We start from the raw sequence: 17472 nt of genomic DNA on the forward strand, positions 1-17472 counted from the left end.
GAGGGGTTCTATGTCGTTTACTATGGAAGTCGTAAGTCAGGAAAAGCTGAAATCAGTAATTGAAGAGCAGGTCAAACCTGAGCCTGAGGAAGTATCACAACTGAAAGCACTGGCAGTAAACAATGTCTCCGCCATTCTGGATCTGAATTTAGAGTCACTGGATAAGCGGAAAGCGGTGTTGCAATCCATTGATAGCTTCGGTATGGAAACGATGAGATCCTCTTCGGACAAAAACTCCCTGTTGCAGGTTTCAGTGGGAAATTTATCAAAGACAGGGGATGAAGGCGGCCAAGTAGCGAAAGGTTTGACGGAGCTTAATCTCCAACTGAAGGATTTGGATCCCAGTGCAGTAGATTTTGCTAAGACAGGTTTTTTAGGTAAGTTCTTTAATCCATTACGTAGTTATTTTGCTAAATATCAAAAGGCGGATGCTGTCATTTCAGATATTATAATTTCTTTAGACAAGGGTAAGACCGTTCTGAAGAACGACAATACTACGCTGGAATTCGAGCAACAGTCACTTCGGGAACTTACAAAAAAGCTACAAAAAGAAATTCAGCTCGGCATGCTGATGGATCAGGAAATAGAGACGCAACTGGAAGCGGCTAAGCTGCGTGATGAGGATGAGGAGAAAGTTCGGTTCATTACAGAAGAAGTGCTTTTTCCGTTGCGGCAGCGTGTCATGGATTTGCAACAGATGCTTGTAGTGAATCAACAAGGAATTATGGCCATAGAAGTGGTTATTCGAAATAATAAAGAGCTGATCAGAGGGGTGGACAGAGCTAGAAATGTTACCGTGTCTGCCTTGAAAATATCGGTTACGGTAGCTAGTGCGCTGTATAATCAACGAATTGTTTTGAAAAAGATCGAACTTTTAAATCAAACCACCGATAGCCTGATCAGCGGTACCTCAAAAATGTTGAAAAACCAAGGGGCGGAAATCCATAAACAGTCGTTAGAATCAAGTATTTCAGTAGATACATTAAAGCAAGCATTTACAGATGTGCTATCCGCTCTCGATTCCATCAGTACTTATAAGCAGGAAGCTCTCCCCAAAATGCGTGAAACCATTAATCAGTTCAGAGAGCTGGCAGATAATGGCGAACAGCAGATTGTGCGGCTGGAAAAGGGAAATAAGTTGGGGCTGTAGCCTAGCAAAATCATAAATCCGGTTAATTATGCGCCTTGAGCAACAAATCCTAGCCTTTAGTCTGGTATGACTCCAGCCCCAAGACTGTTTTGAGCCTTCTTTTTCCCACGTATAATGAGATTAATTGAAAAACGTGAGAGGAAGGACAATAGAAATGAATGATAAGTTATACACTATGCCGATGGGAGCTCTTGATTCCATGCATATTCCAGCAGAATCACAACCCCAATCCAAAACGCGCAAACGTGGAGCAAGTCCAAAGACATATCGGAGTATTTTATACTTCTTAATCTCTTTGCCGCTTACGATTGTATATTTCGTGTTTATGGTGACAGGGCTGACGTTATCCATTGCGTTAACCCCAATATTCATCGGAATTCCTTTGTTTTTTGCAGTAGCTAAGGGATTGGATTACATCGTACAATTTGAGCAAGAGCTGGTCAGATCATTGTTAGATATTCCTAGACCTAGTGAAGAGGCCAGATCGGATATGCAGCTAGAGGGAGCGGGCTTCCTGCAACGAATGAAGTTAGGTTTTCATGGAGCGAAGTTTGCCCGTAACGTCATGCTGATTATGGGTCGATTCGTATCCAGCATTATTTTCTTTTCAATAACAGTAACTGTAGTAGCGGCTGCACTGGGCCTGATTACACTACCTGTGCTGCACCAGATTTTCTTGCAAACCATGGATTTGAACATTTTAGAGAATAGTGTGTTTGCTTTGTTCCAGATCGACTGGACATTATCCCAACAATATATCTCCTATGTAGTAGCTGGATTTGTTGTTGCCTTGTTAGCAAGTTGGGTGATTCGTATGCTTATGGATGTGCAACGTAGAATGCTGTTCGTATCCTACGAGGAAAGACAACAGTACTAATTGGAAAGAAGAGGTTGTCTCCAAACAACCCTTACTGAATCTGAATAAAACACCAGACAATGATCCTTCAGTTCGTGAAGAATCATTGTCTGGTGTTTTTGGTCTGCGGGGAGGTTTGCTTTTGCAAATGATGAGCTAGTGGAAGCTGACTGATTGCTTCTTTGATTTTTTTGGTGTCGGATGTTGGTGTGGGATGTTGAAGGAATCTGCGAAATAGCTGTACTTTGTGCAGTTATTTCGAGTGCCAAAAGAATAATCCTGACTTTAACTGCACTTTATACAACTAAAAACTAGAGAATCTACTTATAAGGGAGTAATTTCAGAAAATAGCTGCATGAAATACACTTATATCAGTGATCGAGCGTTCTGTTTGATTATAGTTGTATGAAATACAATTAAACTTGAGTGCTTTTACACATTGCCCCAACTTGTGAAAAAATGTTCATAATCCCATATAAATCCTGTATAATAAGAGTTGTGAAAACGTTTGAACAAAAATCAGGAGGGGTTCTATGCATTCAAATGGATTATTTAGATGGAGCTTTTTGGGGTTTGCAGTATTAGTTTTGTTAGCGCTTTCGGGATGTTCCAGTTACGAAAATGTAAATGAAAAAGTTGCTACATCACCAACCCCCAATCCAACGATAAGCAATACTACTAATGCATCGGAGAACCCAACCAATGTGGGGGCGGCAAAAGGTACTGTGCACATAGAAAATATAGGTGAGCGGAGAATATTTGTTTATTTACCTGCAGGGTATGAAGCTGACAGTGAGCGTTATCCTGTTGTGTATATGCACGATGGGCAGAATATTTACAATACAAATACCAGCTCTTTAGGCAAAGAATGGAGAGTTGAGGAGATTATTGATCAGCTCGTTGCTGATGGAACCATGGAGAAGGTTATCGTGATAGGAGTCGCTTCAAGTGATGGATCAGAACGGGGAATGGAGTATGTTCCATTTCCGGATGAGTCTATTCCTTCGGATGGAGCGAGTGCAGCCGAATTTACCCAATATTTTATCAATACAGTTATTCCCTATGTTGATGGTGCTTACCGGACCATTCCCGATCGGGATCACCGGATGATAATGGGATCGTCATTCGGTGCTATTCAGGCTTTATGGATGGGGTATCAGCACCCGGAGACCTTCTCAGCGATAGGGGCTTTATCCCCTGCCACTTGGGTAAGCTATGGGCGTCTATTGGATGAGTTGGCGAAAGAGTCCGGGAAGCCTGCATTGAAGATTTGGATCGACATGGGCGTAACCGAAGGAATGCCAATTGATCCGCTTGTAACTGTACTAAAGTCAAAGGGATTTGTATTAGGGAAGGATCTATTCTTTCAGATGGACCCTTTGGGTACACATGAAGAGAAGTCATGGAATAGACGTGTACATAGTCCATTGATTATGTTCGCCGGGAAAGAGGCTGGACAAACGATCAAGCATGAAGTAAGTGACTATCTGACATTAATCGGACCAGAAGCTATCGATATACGTCTTAATTTACTAGTCACTATGGATAATGGGATGGATTTTACAATCCTTGACGGAGTTGAATATCAAGTGTTGAATCCTGAAGTAGGGCAGGTAGACAAGGCAGGTAAGGTGAGCTTCCTGAAGCCGGAATCCTTGAAAGTAAATGTTTCATTTCAAGGTGTTACTGAAGAGCATTTGGTTAACTATGAGCATTATGTAAAGGTATTTAAAGTTTATGTGAAATCTCTTGATGTTGACGAGCATGGGGATGAGTTCTCCATTAACCTGAAGCTTTCTGCTCGGAAATTAAATTCAACTCCTGAGTATATCTCAGCGTTAGTGAGCGCTGCTGAAAAAATCGGTATATATACAATTAAGGAGATTCAGGAGGATTCCATAAGTATAATCTTTAATACGAAGTAGTCATAGAAATTAAAATTCAACTGAGATTATGCTCCTTTTTTGAATTTACTATGATCGTAACTAAGGGGAAATGATTCCCTGGCTGATAATCAGGGAATTCCTCCCTGATTCTTTCAACTAAAAGCAGCTGAGTCAATAAGTAGCGTTTCCAACTTATTGACTCAGCTGTTTTTTATCGCAAAATATATCCCCCATCCGGAAATAAAGTACTTCCTGTTGTATAGCTATTGGTCATCAAATAAATCGTTGTATGTGCTGCTTCGTCGGCATGACCCACCCTGCCAAGGATATTGATATTCGTATATTCGTCGTAAGCCTTGTCTCTAGTTTCCTGTTCTGCGCCTTCCCAATTAAAGTTGGTATGAATGGTTCCAGGGGAGATGACATTTACCCGAATCGGAGCCAATTCTACTGCTAATGCTTTTCCCAGACTTTCAATCGCGCCGTTACAAGCTGCATAGGAGGCACCGTCTGCAAGTGGACGCTGGCTGAATGCGCCGGACATAAGAACAATGGAGCCTGTTGGGTTGATAAAAGGGATGGCATGCTTTACAGCATTATATTGCGGCCAGAACTTTGCATTAAAGCAACTGTGTGCAATCTCCAAGCTAGAAGTAATCGGTCCTCTAACATAGGAGGCTCCCGGAGTGAACAAATGGTCAAAAACGCCGATTTTTTCAAAGAAATCCTTCAAGTCCTGTTCATTTTGATTATCTAGTGAATGAATTTCAACAGAATCGAATCCCAGAAGCTGTTGAGCTTTCTCTAATTTATCTTGTGATCGCCCAGCGATTATGACAGCTGCACCTTGTTCTACCGCTTGTTTGGCAGTTGCAAGCCCTATTCCGGAGCTTCCTCCAATAATGACGATGCGCTGGTTTTTTAATGAAATAGTGGACATATTTATCTTCTCCGTTCATAGTTAATTGGACTTATTAAGTTCTGTTTTTTATTATTAGCTATAAAATATAACCTGCACAGTACGCACTTTTTTCGTACTAGGTACGATTTTTCGTACTAGCTGGTTCGAACATACAGTTATATAACTATCGAAAGAGGGGATCGCATGGATTTGCTGGAGCCGAGAATAACCGGGGTTCTTACAACACTTGAAAAGATCGGTGGAAAGTGGAAGCCGCTCATTTTATTTATTTTATTGATAGATGGCACAAAACGATTTGGTGAACTTAGACGGATTATCCCAGATGTCTCCCAAGGTACGTTAGCTAAACAATTACGGGAGCTTGAAGAGGATCAGCTTATCGACCGGGTGAGTTATCATGAGCTTCCACTCAGGGTGGAATATAGTATTTCAGAACATGGCAAATCGCTAATTACAGTTTTGGATAGCATGTGTGGCTGGGGTAGGATGCATAAAGAATATTTGAATAATACAAGTAAGTAGAGGGGGTACATTATTATTCATACTATTTTGCAGGAACCAACGGGTCAGACCTACAAGACGTTGGTACAGGTAGCTATGGAAGTATGTGATGAATTTATTCTAGTAAAGCGTGATCAGATGGAGTTGGAGCCAGAAGGATATGAACTGCTTGAACAGCTGCAACCTTTTCTCAAAAAGGTCATAAAAGATGACTATTGGCCGGGGACTCGGCTTATGGGGCATTATGCAGATGTTTATTTTTTTGATTGTTCACCTGAAGCGGTCAATATTCTTTTATCCTATTCCACCAGCTTGTACTCGTGGGTACAGACCAGGCTGCCTGATGATCTTTGTTTTCTAAAACAGGGACAACCGTGGCTAATCAATACAGCCCATGAGAGAGAAAGCAATTTGATCACTGATGTGGATGAGGAACTTAATAGACTAGAGGCGTGCGGATTGTTGTTCCGTGACTTATCTGAGTTTTATAACGCTGATTAAAAAAATGGACTCATATTTATAGTGCAGAAGAACCCGCAGTTGGTGCGGGTTCTTCTGCATGTTCACTAATCATTCAACGCAACTGTTAAATTACAAGATTTCATATAATCAAAGAAAAGTATTGATAATTATTCTCATATGATTTAATATGATAACGATTCTCATTATCATTACTTTAGTTTGAAGAATGATAAATAAAATATAGATGGGGAGATTGATTATGAATCAGAAAAAATATTTATTAGCTGGGGTATCAGCAGTTTTAGCTTTGAGTTTGGCAGCTTGCGGTAACAATGAAAAGGATAAGACAGCTTCAGAAAAAAGCACAAATAATGCTGCAGTAGCAGCAGAAGGAACTGCAAATAACAAAGGAAATGCGGCTCAGGAGGCTGTTGCCACTGAACAAACCGTTACATACTTGGGCAAGGATTATGTCGTGCCTGCAAAGATTAATAATATTGTAGCGGCAAGTCTCGAATCTATGGAAGATGCTGCCATACTGGGAGTGAAACCTGTAGGTGTACTTGCAATAGCTGATGCTATTCCAGGTTATCTGTCAACTGACCTAGCAGGCGCATCCTTAGTGGGGGATAAATTTGCTCCAAGTAATGAAGCGATTCTGCAACTGGATCCAGATGTTATCTTAGGGTCTTCCAAGTTTGGGGAAGATGTGGCCGGCGCACTTAATAAAATTCAAACGATGATTCCTTATTCACATATTTCAACAAACTGGAAAGATAACTTGCTCTTATTAGGCCAATTATCCGGTAAGACCACAGATGCAGAAAAAATTATTAGTGATTATGAATCTAAAGCTGCGGGTGCAAAGGCTGAAATTGGAGAAAAGCTGAAAGATCAATCCATTCTAGTCATTCGTATTCGTCAGGGCAGTATGTGTGTGTATCCTGCTGGCGTTTATTTGAATCCGGTTATTTATGAAGATCTGGGTGCTGCCATTCCTGAGGTGATCTCCTCTACAGAAGCACAAGCAGAGCTTTCATTAGAAGCTTTGGCGGATATTAATCCGGACTATATTTTCTTGCAGTTTGAGACTAGTGAGAATACTGATAATGCAACAGCACTTGATGATTTGCTCAAGAATCCGATCTTCAAAAGCGTAACTGCTGTCAAAAATAATCATGTGTTTGTAAATGCAATTGATCCGTTGGCACAAGGTGGAACGGCTTGGTCTAAAGTAAGATTCCTGGATGCGGCAATTGAAAACCTGTTGAAGTAAAACCGAAGGTGCGATGAATAAGATGAATACAAAAAATTGGAAAGTTATATTGATCCTATCAACTTCTCCATTATTCATCGTATTAGCAATGGTTGTATCCGTCTTATATGGTGTTAAAGATATTGGAATATTGACAATATGGCAGGCGATTACACACTTCGATGCTAATAATGTGGACCACAACATTATTATGACATCTAGATTTCCGCGTGTAATCGCCGCTTTATTAGTTGGAGCGGCTCTGGCTGTTTCAGGGGCGTTAATGCAGGGGGTTACACGTAACTATCTTGCATCACCATCGATTATGGGAGTAAATGACGGATCGGCATTTGTTATTACGTTGGCTATGGTGTTTTATCCGGGATTATCGAATGTTCAGATGATTATTTTATCCATGGTGGGTTCAGCCATCGGAGCGGGTTTGGTTTTCGGATTTGGTTCATTGGTCAAAAACGGCTTATCTCCAGTCAGGTTAGCCATTATTGGAACTGTAATTGGTACTTTTTTAAGTAGTATCGCCTCAGCAGTAGCGATGTTTTTTCAAGTTTCACAAAATGTTAGCGTCTGGTATAGCTCGAAAATACATACCGTTAATCCAGATATGCTAATATTATCAGTTCCTTTTATAATCGTTGGACTGCTCTTGGCGGTTAGTATTTCTAAGTCAGTAATGGTTGCTTCCCTGGGGGATGAAACCGCGATTAGCTTGGGTCAACGAACAAAATGGGTGAAAATTGTCAGTATTATATCTGTTATATGTCTGACCGGGACAGCAGTAGCTTTAGTCGGCAAGATAGCCTTTGTGGGTCTAATCATTCCTCATATTACACGTTTTATCGTAGGTATAGACTATCGCTTTATCATTCCTTGCTCAGCGGTGATTGGAGCTGTTTTTTTAGCGTTTTGCGATGTCTTAAGCCGTTATATTAACTTTCCGTTTGAGACGCCAATTGGTGTTGTAACAGCCTTTATTGGCATCCCTTTCTTCCTTTATTTAATTCGGGTTAAAGGGGGAGAGCAGCGTGGATAGAAGTAAAGTACAGTTTAGCCGCTATATGCTTACACTATTAGTTTTTATCCTGTTAACCCTTGTGGCCGGATATTTTCATCTTACGAATGGCGTGTTTGATATGTCTGTAATGGATGTGATAAAAACACTGCTGCGAATAGATCCTAATGCTAAATTTGACCTGGTTATTTTTCAGTTTCGGTTACCACGGATCATTATTGCCTCATTAGTAGGAATAGGTCTGGGGATGGCGGGAACTGTCATTCAAGGGATTACCCGTAACGGGCTGGCTGATCCAGGTATCCTTGGGATTAATGCAGGCGCAGGAGCTGCCATCGTTGCGTTTATGTTTTTCTTTCAGATGTCGGGAGTTACTTTTTTCAAAGAAAGCTGGTTCTCGATACTAGCCATGCCGCTGTTTGGTTTTGTAGGTGGGCTTGCCGCAGTTGTCATTATCTTTATTTTTTCATGGCGGAATGGTGCACTCGATATGCAACGCTTGATTTTGACAGGGATCGCGATTAGCAGTGGTTTTGGTGCGTTGTCGTTGTATATCTCTCTGAAAATGAATGCAAGTGATTATGAGATGGCTGCGGTTTGGAGTGTCGGAAGTATTTACAGCGCGAACTGGACTTATATCATTATGATCGCACCTTGGGTGCTTATTTTAGGATTTATAATGTATCGAAAAAGCTATTTACTCAATTATTTTCAATTGGAGGATTCCAGTACAAAGAGCTTAGGGATCTCTGTAGAAAAAGAAAAGCTGATCTTTCTGTTATGCAGTGTGGGGATCGTAAGTGTTTGTGTATCTGTATCCGGTTCTATAAGTTTTATAGGCTTGATGGCTCCTCATATCGCCAGAAGATTAGTAGGGATTAATCACCGCTATATTATGTTGTCCAGTGCAGTGGTCGGGATGTTTTTGCTGGTGATCTCTGATTATTTTGCCAAAACAATATTTCAGCCGGCAGAGTTACCCGTAGGTATAGTCGTTTCGATTATTGGAATTCCTTATTTCTTATATTTATTAGCAAAGTCAAGAGTGTAGGGGAGAGTGTACAGAAAAAATGACAACACAAGTAGAGCTCGAACACACAGAATCATGGAAACTTGAATCTCAGTATATGGGTTACACGTACGATATAAAGGTTTCTCTTCCCAGAGAAGCAGCACCAGAAAAGGGCTTCCCCGTGTATTACATGCTCGATGGTAATTCATATTTTCAATTGGGTCGGGATGTTGTGAAATTGCAGTCAAGAAATGCCCCGAAAACTTTTATTGCACCAGCAATTGTGATTGGCATTGGACATTATGGTTCAGATGAAGAGGTCTCCAAAAGAAGATTTTATGATTTCACACCTCCGGCGAAGCAGTATGTATATCCGGATCGATTGAAAAATGCTGACATAGGTCCACATGGTGGGGCTGAGAAGTTTTTGGCTTTTTTAGAATTAGAGTTAATGCCAGCAATCAATAAGAAATATAATGTGGATCAGCATAAACAAGCCTTGTTTGGTCACTCTCTCAGCGGTTTATTTGTCCTCTGGACGTTATTCACTCGTGCGAAGCTATTCCAGTATTATTTGGCCTCTAGTCCATCCATTTGGTGGAATGATCATGAAATCCTGACGTATGCGGAGCAGTTCTATCACAAGGGTCAAGAGCTGACGGCCGATAAACAAAAATTATTGATTACCGTAGGAAGTGAAGAATCCTTTATGGTCGATGACGCAGCAGATTTATTTTCAAAATTGAACGAGTATTCTTTGTCTAATTTAGAGGTTGAGCACTATGTTGCACCCAATGAAAATCACGCTTCTGTAGTACCAACGATTATGAGTAGAGCGTTTCGAGTGCTGAACTGTTAAGGAGTGGGGATATGACGCAAATGAGGGCAGGCGAGCTTGTGCTTTTTGAACATATGGATCGTCAGATTACCGTGTATTTACCGAAAGAATACCATTTATTCCCGGAGCGGTTATTCCCAGCGGTTTTCTTACAGGATGGAGATTTTTTGTTCAAAGAGGCGATTACAGCTATAGAGAAAGATATGGAAGAGGGAGTAACAGAACCGGTTATTTTTATAGGGATTGATTCTCAGTTGCGGAATGATGAATATACACCTTGGGAAATGCCTGCTCTTTTTAAGGATTGGTCCTTTGGGGGCAAGGGCGATGATTATTTGAATTATGTCTATCAGGATCTTGTACCCTATATCAAAAGCTCCTATCGCATCTCCAACGAGCCGGAGAAATTGGCTTTGGGTGGTGTTTCACTAGGTGGATTAATAAGTCTGTACGCGATGTACAAGACTGAAGCTACTGTTGGGAATTTTATATTGATATCTGCGTCTGTATGGTTTAAAGATTTCATTCATTTCATGGAGACATCAAGACTAGATAGGGAATGCAGAATTTATATGTATGTTGGTGAGCAGGAAGGGATCCACAAGACAAATGCCCAGAAGGACATGGTGCCTAACAGCAAACGTGCTTATGATATTTTAAAAGAGAAGATTGATGGAGCGGATCAGCGAGTGAAGTTTGAGACGGATCCGCTGGGCACGCATAATGACACGTTTTTCCTGCAATATTTTCCGAATAGTATCAGGTTCTTATTTCCAGCAAAATAAACATAATAGGACGAGCAGGAGAGAGTATCCTTGCGTCGTCCTATTTATCGTGTGATAGCTGCTCTAGTTATTCTTCTGTAAATTCTCAAGATGGGCGTCCAAATTATCGAAGGTTTGGGAAATCCCCTCTAACATCCCCATATCAATCACTTGTTGCAAGGCTTCCGGAGAAGTGTATTTACCGGTATTCACCAGCTTCGTTTGACCCTCCAGGTCGATAAAATCTAGCTGGACAAGCGTTTCAGGCAAATCTTTTGAAATATTACCCTCTGCATCTGAGAATCCATCTGTATAAATGACTTGTTCTGGGACTGTAATTTCCTTATACAACGCCTTGCCCCAAGACTCCATTCCGTAGAAATCCCCTTGATTCTTATCCACGCACTTCATGCAATAATGCCAAGTACCCCCTGGACGGAAATCGACATTACATACGGGAAGCGTCCAACCTTTTGGACCCCACCAGTGCTTCAAATGCTCTGCCTCAGAAAAAGCCTTGAATACTAGCTCACGTGGAGCTTGGAATTCGCGCTCTAATACTAATGTGTTGCCATCAACAACTTTGGATACCATCTGGTTGGACGGGTTAGAATTTGTCATGGGATAGATCCTCCTCAAAATTTGTTTGCTTCCTGCCAATTTCGGCCTGAGGCTATGATTTTTTATTGTTTTCATTGCTCTGTAGCTTTTGTAAATAATCATCCAGTCGATCGTATCGTTCTTCCCATATATGGCGGTAGGAGTCTAACCAATCGTCTATTTCCTTAAATGGATCAGGACGGAGCTTGCAAATGCGCTTGTTAGCTACAGCTTGAACTTCAATTAAGCCCGCTTCACTAAGGACGCGCAAATGCTTGGACGCTTGAGGCTGCCGTAGCTGAAGACTTTCTGCAATCTCCCCAACGGTTAGAGGATTCTCGCGTAATAGTTCAACGATCTGCATGCGGTGGGGCTCAGCTAAGGCACTCATAACGTTAGTATTCATAAACAAGGATCACTTCGATTCATTAAATTCATTCGTATCTCTATTATGACATACTGTGGTTGAGCGGCTCTATAGCGCCTCCTTTTTGGTATTTCCTGTTTGTGATGATAATATACCATGGAGGGAATATTCCTGTAAAGGAATATATAATAACCATTGTATGACAACTGCAAGAGAAGGGCATGATACAAGCATTAAAAAGAAATATGTTCCATGATAACCAACAAACTTTACAAAAAACATAGGAATAGATATAATTAAGTATAACTTATCGGGTTTTAGAATTACGCAAGGGGCCTAACGCCAGTGGGCTCCTTTTGTATTTCTTGGCCATGTTACAGGAGGGTGAAGGTCATACACAATGAAAAGATTATGGTTTGTGTTCATTATGGTCCGCATGGGGAGCGTTTAATCCGGCGTGGTGTTCAACTATCTGAAATTATAGGGGCGCCATTGTTTGTATTAAATGTCGATAGTTCGGATATTGATGAATATAATCAGAGCAAAGAAATGTATATGACGGTCTGGAAACGTCTTGCCGATGAAGCTGGCGCAGAGTTTATCATTCGGAAACGTGAAGGCCGAAAAACAACAGATATTATTGTAGAAGTTGCTGAAGAGAATGAGGTCACACAGATCGTCATTGGACAATCTGCTCAAACTCGGTGGCAGGAGCTTACCAAACGTAATTTCATCAATGAACTCATTGGTAAAATGAAAATGATGGATCTGCATGTCGTGGCTGTGCAGCGGATGCGTGCAGGGCTGGAAGAAACCCATGAGGAAGGTGTTATCGCTTACCTGGTCAAAAACGGGGCTGAGTACCAGCTCAGTGATGAACCTCAGGGAGAGTATTCGCTTAAGGGAAAGTTCTTTCACGAACTACACACAGAATTTGAGAACGGTTTATTCAGAATTGAGCAAGAAGATGGAAAGGCTAGATATCTGCATATTTGTGATGGCACATTGACCGATTCTTTATAATCGGGCTTGCCCTTATCAACATTGGGGCCTTGTATAAAAGGCCCTACCAATCATATGATCTTTGGCTTTTGGTAAAAAAGTAAGTACTAAAGTTCACAACTTGATAAGCTCAAGTGGAAAAGGAGGACTGCCTTTGCTGCATGTAATCATACTTGTTCCGTTTCTAATGGCCTTAGTAATCGCACTTTTGTCCAAGAGAGCACCCAACCTTCATAGAGGATGGCTTGTTTTCCCTGGTTCACTCGTTTTGTTTGTTTATTTCTTAACCCGGATTCCCGTTATTAAAGGTGGGGATTTGGGATATGAAACCATTTCATGGATTCCTTCACTAGGAATTGATTTGGTTTTCCATCTGGATGGATTAAGTTTGTTGTTTGCTTTGTTAATCACTGGGATGGGTAGTCTTGTAATTATCTATTCAATTTATTATCTGGACCGGCGAAAAGAAGCGTTAACCCCTTTTTATATTTATCTAATGTTGTTTATGGGGGCAATGCTTGGCGTTGTGCTCTCGGATAACTTGATGGTGTTATACGGCTTTTGGGAATTAACAAGTGTTTCGTCATTTCTGTTAATTGCCTTTTGGCATCGGCGGCAAAAATCGCGGTATGGTGCTCTCAAATCTATGTTGATTACCGTATTTGGTGGTTTAGCGATGTTTGCCGGCTTTTTAATGCTTTATGTAATGACAGGCACCTTTAGTATCCGGGAAATTTGGAGTGAGGTTGGCGATATTAGCGGGCATGCTTTATTTATTCCGGCGATGCTACTAATTCTCTTAGGCGCCTTCACCAAATCAGCTCAGTTCCCGTTTCATATCTGGCTGCCGGATGCCATGGAGGCACCGACACCCGTCAGCGCCTATCTGCACTCGGCAACGATGGTTAAAGCTGGATTGTATCTTGTCGCCCGTTTCAGCCCTGTTTTTGCGGGGCAATATGAGTGGTTCTGGGTTGTGTCAGGCGTCGGTTTGATCACCTTGATTTATGGCTCCATCCAGGCGATGAAGCAGACGGACCTGAAGGCTCTATTAGCCTATTCAACGATTAGTCAACTTGGACTGATTATGGGATTGCTGGGAATGGGATCGGCAGCGGCATTTTATGTAGGGGAAGATTCAGTCTTTTACACTGCTGCAACAACAGCGGCTATCTTTCACCTTATTAACCATGCCATCTTTAAAGGCTCTTTGTTTATGATGGTCGGTATAGTTGACCATGAGACGGGTACCCGCGACCTTCGAAAGCTGGGCGGATTGATTTCCATTATGCCGGTTACCTTTACGGTAGCGATGATCGGCAGTTTCTCGATGGCTGGTTTGCCGCCATTTTCCGGGTTTTTAAGTAAAGAGATGTTTTTTACGGCTGTTCTGAATATCCGAAACCTGGATATATTGTCTATTCCCTCGTTGTTTACGCTCTTCCCGGTTTTGGCCTGGATTGCCAGCGTGTTTACTTTTGCATACAGTATGATTTTGGTTTTCCACACCTTTTTCGGAAAATATCAGCCTGAGAAGCTGGACAAAAAACCGCATGAAGCCCCATTTGGACTTCTGCTTGCCCCGTGCCTGCTAGCAGTGCTGTCTATATTTATCGGTTTTTTCCCGAATATATTATCCAAAACACTTATTATCCCTGCAATGAATGCTATTCACCCAATCTTGCAGACCGGAGAACCCTTTGTTGTCAATATTCATTTCTGGCACGGCTTTACACCAGAAATATGGATGACACTTGGTGTTGTGATTCTTGGTATTATTGTATACCGAATCTATGGCCGCTGGAGTCTGGTCGATAAAGAATGGGGCAGTGGCTACACTTTAAATCAAGTCTATGACGGAGTAATCCGGCTGGTCGAGAAATCGTCTAGGGCGTTGACTGGCACCTATATGACAGGTTCCATGCGCCATTACTTGATGTATATCTTCGCTTTCCTGATCGTAGCCATTGGTGGAGCCGTGTGGTATACCGATGGAATAACGCTTGGGACAACTGAATATGCTCCGTTTTCTTTGTTTGAAGTTATTGTTGTTATGGTTATGCTTGTGGGCGCTTTGGCTATCCCCTTTGTTCGTTCCAGAATCACAGCCATTTTGTTAACAGGAATGGTTGGTTATATGGTTACTTTACTCTTTGTTCTGTTCCGGGCACCTGATCTGGCGCTTACCCAGATGATTGTCGAAGTAGTATCCGTTACATTGTTCCTGCTATGTTTTCGGCATTTGCCTAAGCTGGAGAAAGAGCCGCTCAAACTTCGGTCCCGCTTGCCTAAGCTAATTATTTCCATCGGGATGGGAATAACTATGACATTGGTTGCACTTGCTGCTTTAGGCAGTAGTCCGTTCGAATCCATCTCGAAATATTATGTGGAGAATAGCTATACCTTGGGTGGCGGTAAAAATATTGTTAATGTTCTGCTCGTTGATTTCCGCGGCTTTGATACCATGTTTGAAATTACAGTGCTTGGCCTTGCCTCACTTGCTATTTATTCCATGATCAAACTGCAGCTGAATACGGATGGAACTATTGCCCCACTGAAGCGGGCTGTGAAGGATAATAAACCACGTTCTTCTGTAAGTGATGATGTGTTACTACAAGCGGTAGCTAAAGTAGCCTTCGTTATGATACTAATATTTTCGCTTTATCTGTTTTTCGCCGGACATAATAATCCGGGAGGCGGATTTATTGGAGCATTGATGGCATCAGCCGCATTGGTACTGCTCGCCATTACTTTTGGGATTGATATGGTTGAGAAGGTATTGCCTATCGACTATCGTAAGTTAATCGCGGTTGGGGTATCTGTAGCTTTTCTTACAGGAATAGGTTCGTTTTTATTCGATGTACCTTTTCTGAGCCAAGCGTTTGGCTATTTCCAACTGCCACTTATGGGCAAAACAGAACTGACCACAGCAATGTTCTTTGATCTCGGTGTTTTCTTAGCTGTTATTGGTGTCACTATGAATATCATATTTACGATCGGGAGGGATAGCTAATGGAGCTTATTATTGCCCTGGCGATCGGTGTACTGTTTTCCGTAGGTGTTTATCTAGTTCTTTCCAAAAGCTTGCTGCGCATCCTTCTGGGAACCACTTTAATAACGCACGGCGTTCATTTGTTGTTACTGACAATGTCTGGCCTCAAGACAGGTGCTGCACCATTGCTGGGTGAGGAAGCGGAAGCTTATGTCGATCCTTTGCCGCAGGCGCTCATTTTGACCTCTATTGTAATTAGCTTTGGAGTAACAGCATTTTTTATTGTTTTGGCATACCGGACTTACCGCTCGACGGGTACCGATGATGTGGAAGGAACCAAGGAGGAGAGACGATGAACAACTTGTTAGTGCTGCCTCTGCTGATTCCGGCCATTACGGCAGTTATACTCATTTTTTTGAAAGAACGAGTACGTCTGCAACGAATCATAAGTGCCGTCAGTGTGTTTGTAAATATCTTTGTTGCAGGATTCATTGTGTATCAGGTAAATACAAACGGTATCCAGACCTTATATATGGGGGGATGGCGTCCACCTTATGGCATTGTGTTTGTTGCCGATATGTTTTCGGCATTGCTCGTGTTGACTGCGGCCATTGTTGGCGCGGCTTGTCTGTTTTTTTCCTTCGCTAGCATTGGGGAAGACAGGGAAAGGTTTTATTACTATCCGTTTCTCCATTTTTTATTAACCGGGGTATTTGGCTCTTTCCTCACCGGGGACTTGTTTAACTTGTTTGTCTGCTTTGAGGTGCTGTTAGTTGCCTCTTACGCTTTGATCGTACTTGGTGGGTCCAAGGGTCAACTGCGAGAGACATTAAAGTATGTATTAATTAATGTGATTTCCTCATCCTTGTTTGTGGCGACGATTGCTTATTTATATGCCGCGACAGGAACACTGAATATGGCGCATCTATCTTTGCGTGTAGCAGAGGCGGGACAAGGCGGTGTAATGAACGTCATTGCGGTCCTGCTGCTAATTGTATTTTCGATTAAGGCAGGTTTACTGCTCTTTTTCTGGCTTCCCGATTCTTATAGTGCACCACCATTGGCTGTTAGAGCCCTGTTTGGGGCTTTGCTAACCAAGGTCGGATTGTATGCAATTACTCGTACCTTTACTTTGATTTTTATTCAAGAACCGGGACTCACCCATACATTGATTGCCTGGATGGCGGGGGCGACGATGATACTTGGGGCAATCGGGGCATTGGCATACAACGATTTGGGCCGAATATTTAATTATAATATCATCATCAGTGTAGGATTTATTGCTTTTGGGATCTCTGTCGCGACTCAGGATTCGTTAAATGGTGTAGTGTTTTATTTAATGCATGACATGGTTGCCAAAGCATTATTATTCTTTCTGGGTGGGATGATTATCTCAGCTTCAGGCACTGACCGCTTAAAAGAAATGGGTGGTTTAATCCGACGTTATCCGTGGACCGGCTGGATGTTTTTTGTACTGACTTTGGCATTGGTTGGTGTTCCACCCCTTAGTGGTTTCGCTGGAAAAGTGATGATGGTGCGGAGTGGATTTGGCGAGAATCACGTGGCTCTGGCGCTGATTGCACTTGCATCCAGCTTCGTAGTGTTATATTCCTTGATCAAGGTATTCCAGCAAGTGTTCTGGGGTGGCGAGAAAAGGGAAGAACAAGTCAAACCGCTTCATTATAAAGCTATGATGGCACCGGCAGCTGTTCTGTTCGCGATTGTAATTCTGATGGGTGTGGGTGCGGAGACGGTAAACGGACTTGTCAGCCAAGCCGGAGCTGTACTGGCTGATCCAGCACTATACATTAACGCTGTCATGAAGGAGTGATACT

Annotated in this window: 17 protein-coding genes; 14 read left to right on the plus strand and 3 right to left on the minus strand. The window is 42.1% G+C overall.

What is annotated here, in order from left to right; genetic code table 11:
• The first annotated feature begins 10 nt into the window (after nucleotides 1–10).
• The 3 genes from MHB37_RS14055 (at nucleotide 11) to MHB37_RS14065 (ending at nucleotide 3931) form a co-directional block, all read left to right on the plus strand.
• On the plus strand, nucleotides 11–1150 hold the full coding sequence (locus tag MHB37_RS14055; RefSeq protein WP_248548134.1) for a toxic anion resistance protein: 1140 nt from the start codon (nucleotides 11–13) through the stop codon (nucleotides 1148–1150).
• 154 nt (nucleotides 1151–1304) lie between these two features.
• Nucleotides 1305–2027 (plus strand): sensor domain-containing protein, encoded by a 723-nt coding sequence (locus MHB37_RS14060; RefSeq protein WP_076217792.1) that lies wholly within the window; start codon nucleotides 1305–1307, stop codon nucleotides 2025–2027.
• 512 nt (nucleotides 2028–2539) lie between these two features.
• On the plus strand, nucleotides 2540–3931 hold the full coding sequence (locus MHB37_RS14065) for an alpha/beta hydrolase (RefSeq protein WP_405169513.1): 1392 nt from the start codon (nucleotides 2540–2542) through the stop codon (nucleotides 3929–3931).
• A 172-nt stretch (nucleotides 3932–4103) separates the two neighbouring features.
• On the opposite strand, the gene MHB37_RS14070 is transcribed toward MHB37_RS14065, so the two are convergent.
• Nucleotides 4104–4832 (minus strand): SDR family oxidoreductase, encoded by a 729-nt coding sequence (locus MHB37_RS14070; RefSeq protein ID WP_076279085.1) that lies wholly within the window; start codon nucleotides 4830–4832, stop codon nucleotides 4104–4106.
• Nucleotides 4833–4997: 165 nt separating this feature from the next.
• Here MHB37_RS14070 and MHB37_RS14075 point away from each other — a divergent pair, with 165 nt between their 5' ends.
• The 7 genes from MHB37_RS14075 (at nucleotide 4998) to MHB37_RS14105 (ending at nucleotide 10697) form a co-directional block, all read left to right on the plus strand.
• A complete protein-coding gene (locus MHB37_RS14075; RefSeq protein ID WP_312147821.1) occupies nucleotides 4998–5336 on the plus strand; it encodes a winged helix-turn-helix transcriptional regulator in 339 nt (112 codons plus the stop codon).
• A gap of 75 nt (nucleotides 5337–5411) precedes the next feature.
• Complete coding sequence (locus MHB37_RS14080) at nucleotides 5412–5816, plus strand: hypothetical protein (protein WP_139329839.1); 405 nt, start codon at nucleotides 5412–5414, stop codon at nucleotides 5814–5816.
• 220 nt (nucleotides 5817–6036) lie between these two features.
• Nucleotides 6037–7053 carry an ABC transporter substrate-binding protein gene (locus MHB37_RS14085; protein WP_076126035.1) on the plus strand — a complete coding sequence of 339 codons (1017 nt, stop codon included), beginning with the start codon at nucleotides 6037–6039 and terminating at the stop codon, nucleotides 7051–7053.
• Nucleotides 7054–7075: 22 nt separating this feature from the next.
• Entirely contained in the window at nucleotides 7076–8083 is a 1008-nt protein-coding gene (locus tag MHB37_RS14090; protein WP_370510681.1) for a FecCD family ABC transporter permease, read from the plus strand.
• Between the two features lie 25 nt (nucleotides 8084–8108).
• The gene (locus MHB37_RS14095) at nucleotides 8109–9113 is read left to right on the plus strand and encodes an iron ABC transporter permease (RefSeq protein ID WP_076144064.1); all 1005 of its coding nucleotides are present in this window, start codon (nucleotides 8109–8111) and stop codon (nucleotides 9111–9113) included.
• A gap of 19 nt (nucleotides 9114–9132) precedes the next feature.
• Nucleotides 9133–9933 carry an alpha/beta hydrolase gene (locus tag MHB37_RS14100; RefSeq protein ID WP_076183570.1) on the plus strand — a complete coding sequence of 267 codons (801 nt, stop codon included), beginning with the start codon at nucleotides 9133–9135 and terminating at the stop codon, nucleotides 9931–9933.
• A gap of 11 nt (nucleotides 9934–9944) precedes the next feature.
• Nucleotides 9945–10697, plus strand: a complete 753-nt coding sequence (locus MHB37_RS14105) for an alpha/beta hydrolase (protein ID WP_405169514.1) — start codon at nucleotides 9945–9947, stop codon at nucleotides 10695–10697.
• Between the two features lie 63 nt (nucleotides 10698–10760).
• On the opposite strand, the gene MHB37_RS14110 is transcribed toward MHB37_RS14105, so the two are convergent.
• Together MHB37_RS14110 and MHB37_RS14115 are read right to left on the minus strand one after the other, a co-directional pair.
• Entirely contained in the window at nucleotides 10761–11297 is a 537-nt protein-coding gene (locus tag MHB37_RS14110) for an SRPBCC domain-containing protein (RefSeq protein WP_405169515.1), read from the minus strand.
• 52 nt (nucleotides 11298–11349) lie between these two features.
• Entirely contained in the window at nucleotides 11350–11682 is a 333-nt protein-coding gene (locus MHB37_RS14115) for a helix-turn-helix transcriptional regulator (RefSeq protein WP_076183577.1), read from the minus strand.
• A 345-nt stretch (nucleotides 11683–12027) separates the two neighbouring features.
• Between MHB37_RS14115 and MHB37_RS14120 the strand changes: the two genes are divergently transcribed.
• The 4 genes from MHB37_RS14120 (at nucleotide 12028) to MHB37_RS14135 (ending at nucleotide 17468) form a co-directional block, all read left to right on the plus strand.
• Entirely contained in the window at nucleotides 12028–12666 is a 639-nt protein-coding gene (locus MHB37_RS14120; RefSeq protein ID WP_232061321.1) for a universal stress protein, read from the plus strand.
• 127 nt (nucleotides 12667–12793) lie between these two features.
• Nucleotides 12794–15658, plus strand: a complete 2865-nt coding sequence (locus MHB37_RS14125) for a Na+/H+ antiporter subunit A (protein WP_405169604.1) — start codon at nucleotides 12794–12796, stop codon at nucleotides 15656–15658.
• The gene (locus MHB37_RS14130) at nucleotides 15658–15993 is read left to right on the plus strand and encodes a Na(+)/H(+) antiporter subunit C (protein WP_036686402.1); all 336 of its coding nucleotides are present in this window, start codon (nucleotides 15658–15660) and stop codon (nucleotides 15991–15993) included. Before MHB37_RS14125 ends, MHB37_RS14130 begins: the two co-directional genes overlap by 1 nt.
• Nucleotides 15990–17468: a Na+/H+ antiporter subunit D gene (locus tag MHB37_RS14135; protein WP_339173775.1), complete on the plus strand. Its 1479-nt coding sequence runs from the start codon at nucleotides 15990–15992 to the stop codon at nucleotides 17466–17468. Before MHB37_RS14130 ends, MHB37_RS14135 begins: the two co-directional genes overlap by 4 nt.
• Nucleotides 17469–17472: the final 4 nt, after the last annotated feature.

Origin of the sequence: Paenibacillus sp. FSL H3-0286 (assembly GCF_045040705.1) — a bacterium.
Lineage (GTDB): Bacteria > Bacillota > Bacilli > Paenibacillales > Paenibacillaceae > Paenibacillus_AQ > Paenibacillus_AQ odorifer.

Excerpts from the sequence above, each read along its gene's own strand:
- MHB37_RS14065 (WP_405169513.1), top strand. The coding sequence starts at position 2,540 with ATGCATTCAAATGGATTATTTAGATGGAGCTTTTTGGGGTTTGCAGTA.
- MHB37_RS14085 (WP_076126035.1), top strand. The coding sequence starts at position 6,037 with ATGAATCAGAAAAAATATTTATTAGCTGGGGTATCAGCAGTTTTAGCT.
- MHB37_RS14100 (WP_076183570.1), top strand. The coding sequence starts at position 9,133 with ATGACAACACAAGTAGAGCTCGAACACACAGAATCATGGAAACTTGAA.
- MHB37_RS14060 (WP_076217792.1), top strand. The coding sequence starts at position 1,305 with ATGAATGATAAGTTATACACTATGCCGATGGGAGCTCTTGATTCCATG.
- MHB37_RS14130 (WP_036686402.1), top strand. The coding sequence starts at position 15,658 with ATGGAGCTTATTATTGCCCTGGCGATCGGTGTACTGTTTTCCGTAGGT.
- MHB37_RS14095 (WP_076144064.1), top strand. The coding sequence starts at position 8,109 with ATGCTTACACTATTAGTTTTTATCCTGTTAACCCTTGTGGCCGGATAT.
- MHB37_RS14110 (WP_405169515.1), bottom strand. The coding sequence starts at position 11,297 with ATGACAAATTCTAACCCGTCCAACCAGATGGTATCCAAAGTTGTTGAT.
- MHB37_RS14105 (WP_405169514.1), top strand. The coding sequence starts at position 9,945 with ATGACGCAAATGAGGGCAGGCGAGCTTGTGCTTTTTGAACATATGGAT.
- MHB37_RS14070 (WP_076279085.1), bottom strand. The coding sequence starts at position 4,832 with ATGTCCACTATTTCATTAAAAAACCAGCGCATCGTCATTATTGGAGGA.
- MHB37_RS14135 (WP_339173775.1), top strand. The coding sequence starts at position 15,990 with ATGAACAACTTGTTAGTGCTGCCTCTGCTGATTCCGGCCATTACGGCA.
- MHB37_RS14115 (WP_076183577.1), bottom strand. The coding sequence starts at position 11,682 with ATGAATACTAACGTTATGAGTGCCTTAGCTGAGCCCCACCGCATGCAG.
- MHB37_RS14075 (WP_312147821.1), top strand. The coding sequence starts at position 4,998 with ATGGATTTGCTGGAGCCGAGAATAACCGGGGTTCTTACAACACTTGAA.
- MHB37_RS14080 (WP_139329839.1), top strand. The coding sequence starts at position 5,412 with ATGGAAGTATGTGATGAATTTATTCTAGTAAAGCGTGATCAGATGGAG.
- MHB37_RS14055 (WP_248548134.1), top strand. The coding sequence starts at position 11 with ATGTCGTTTACTATGGAAGTCGTAAGTCAGGAAAAGCTGAAATCAGTA.
- MHB37_RS14090 (WP_370510681.1), top strand. The coding sequence starts at position 7,076 with ATGAATACAAAAAATTGGAAAGTTATATTGATCCTATCAACTTCTCCA.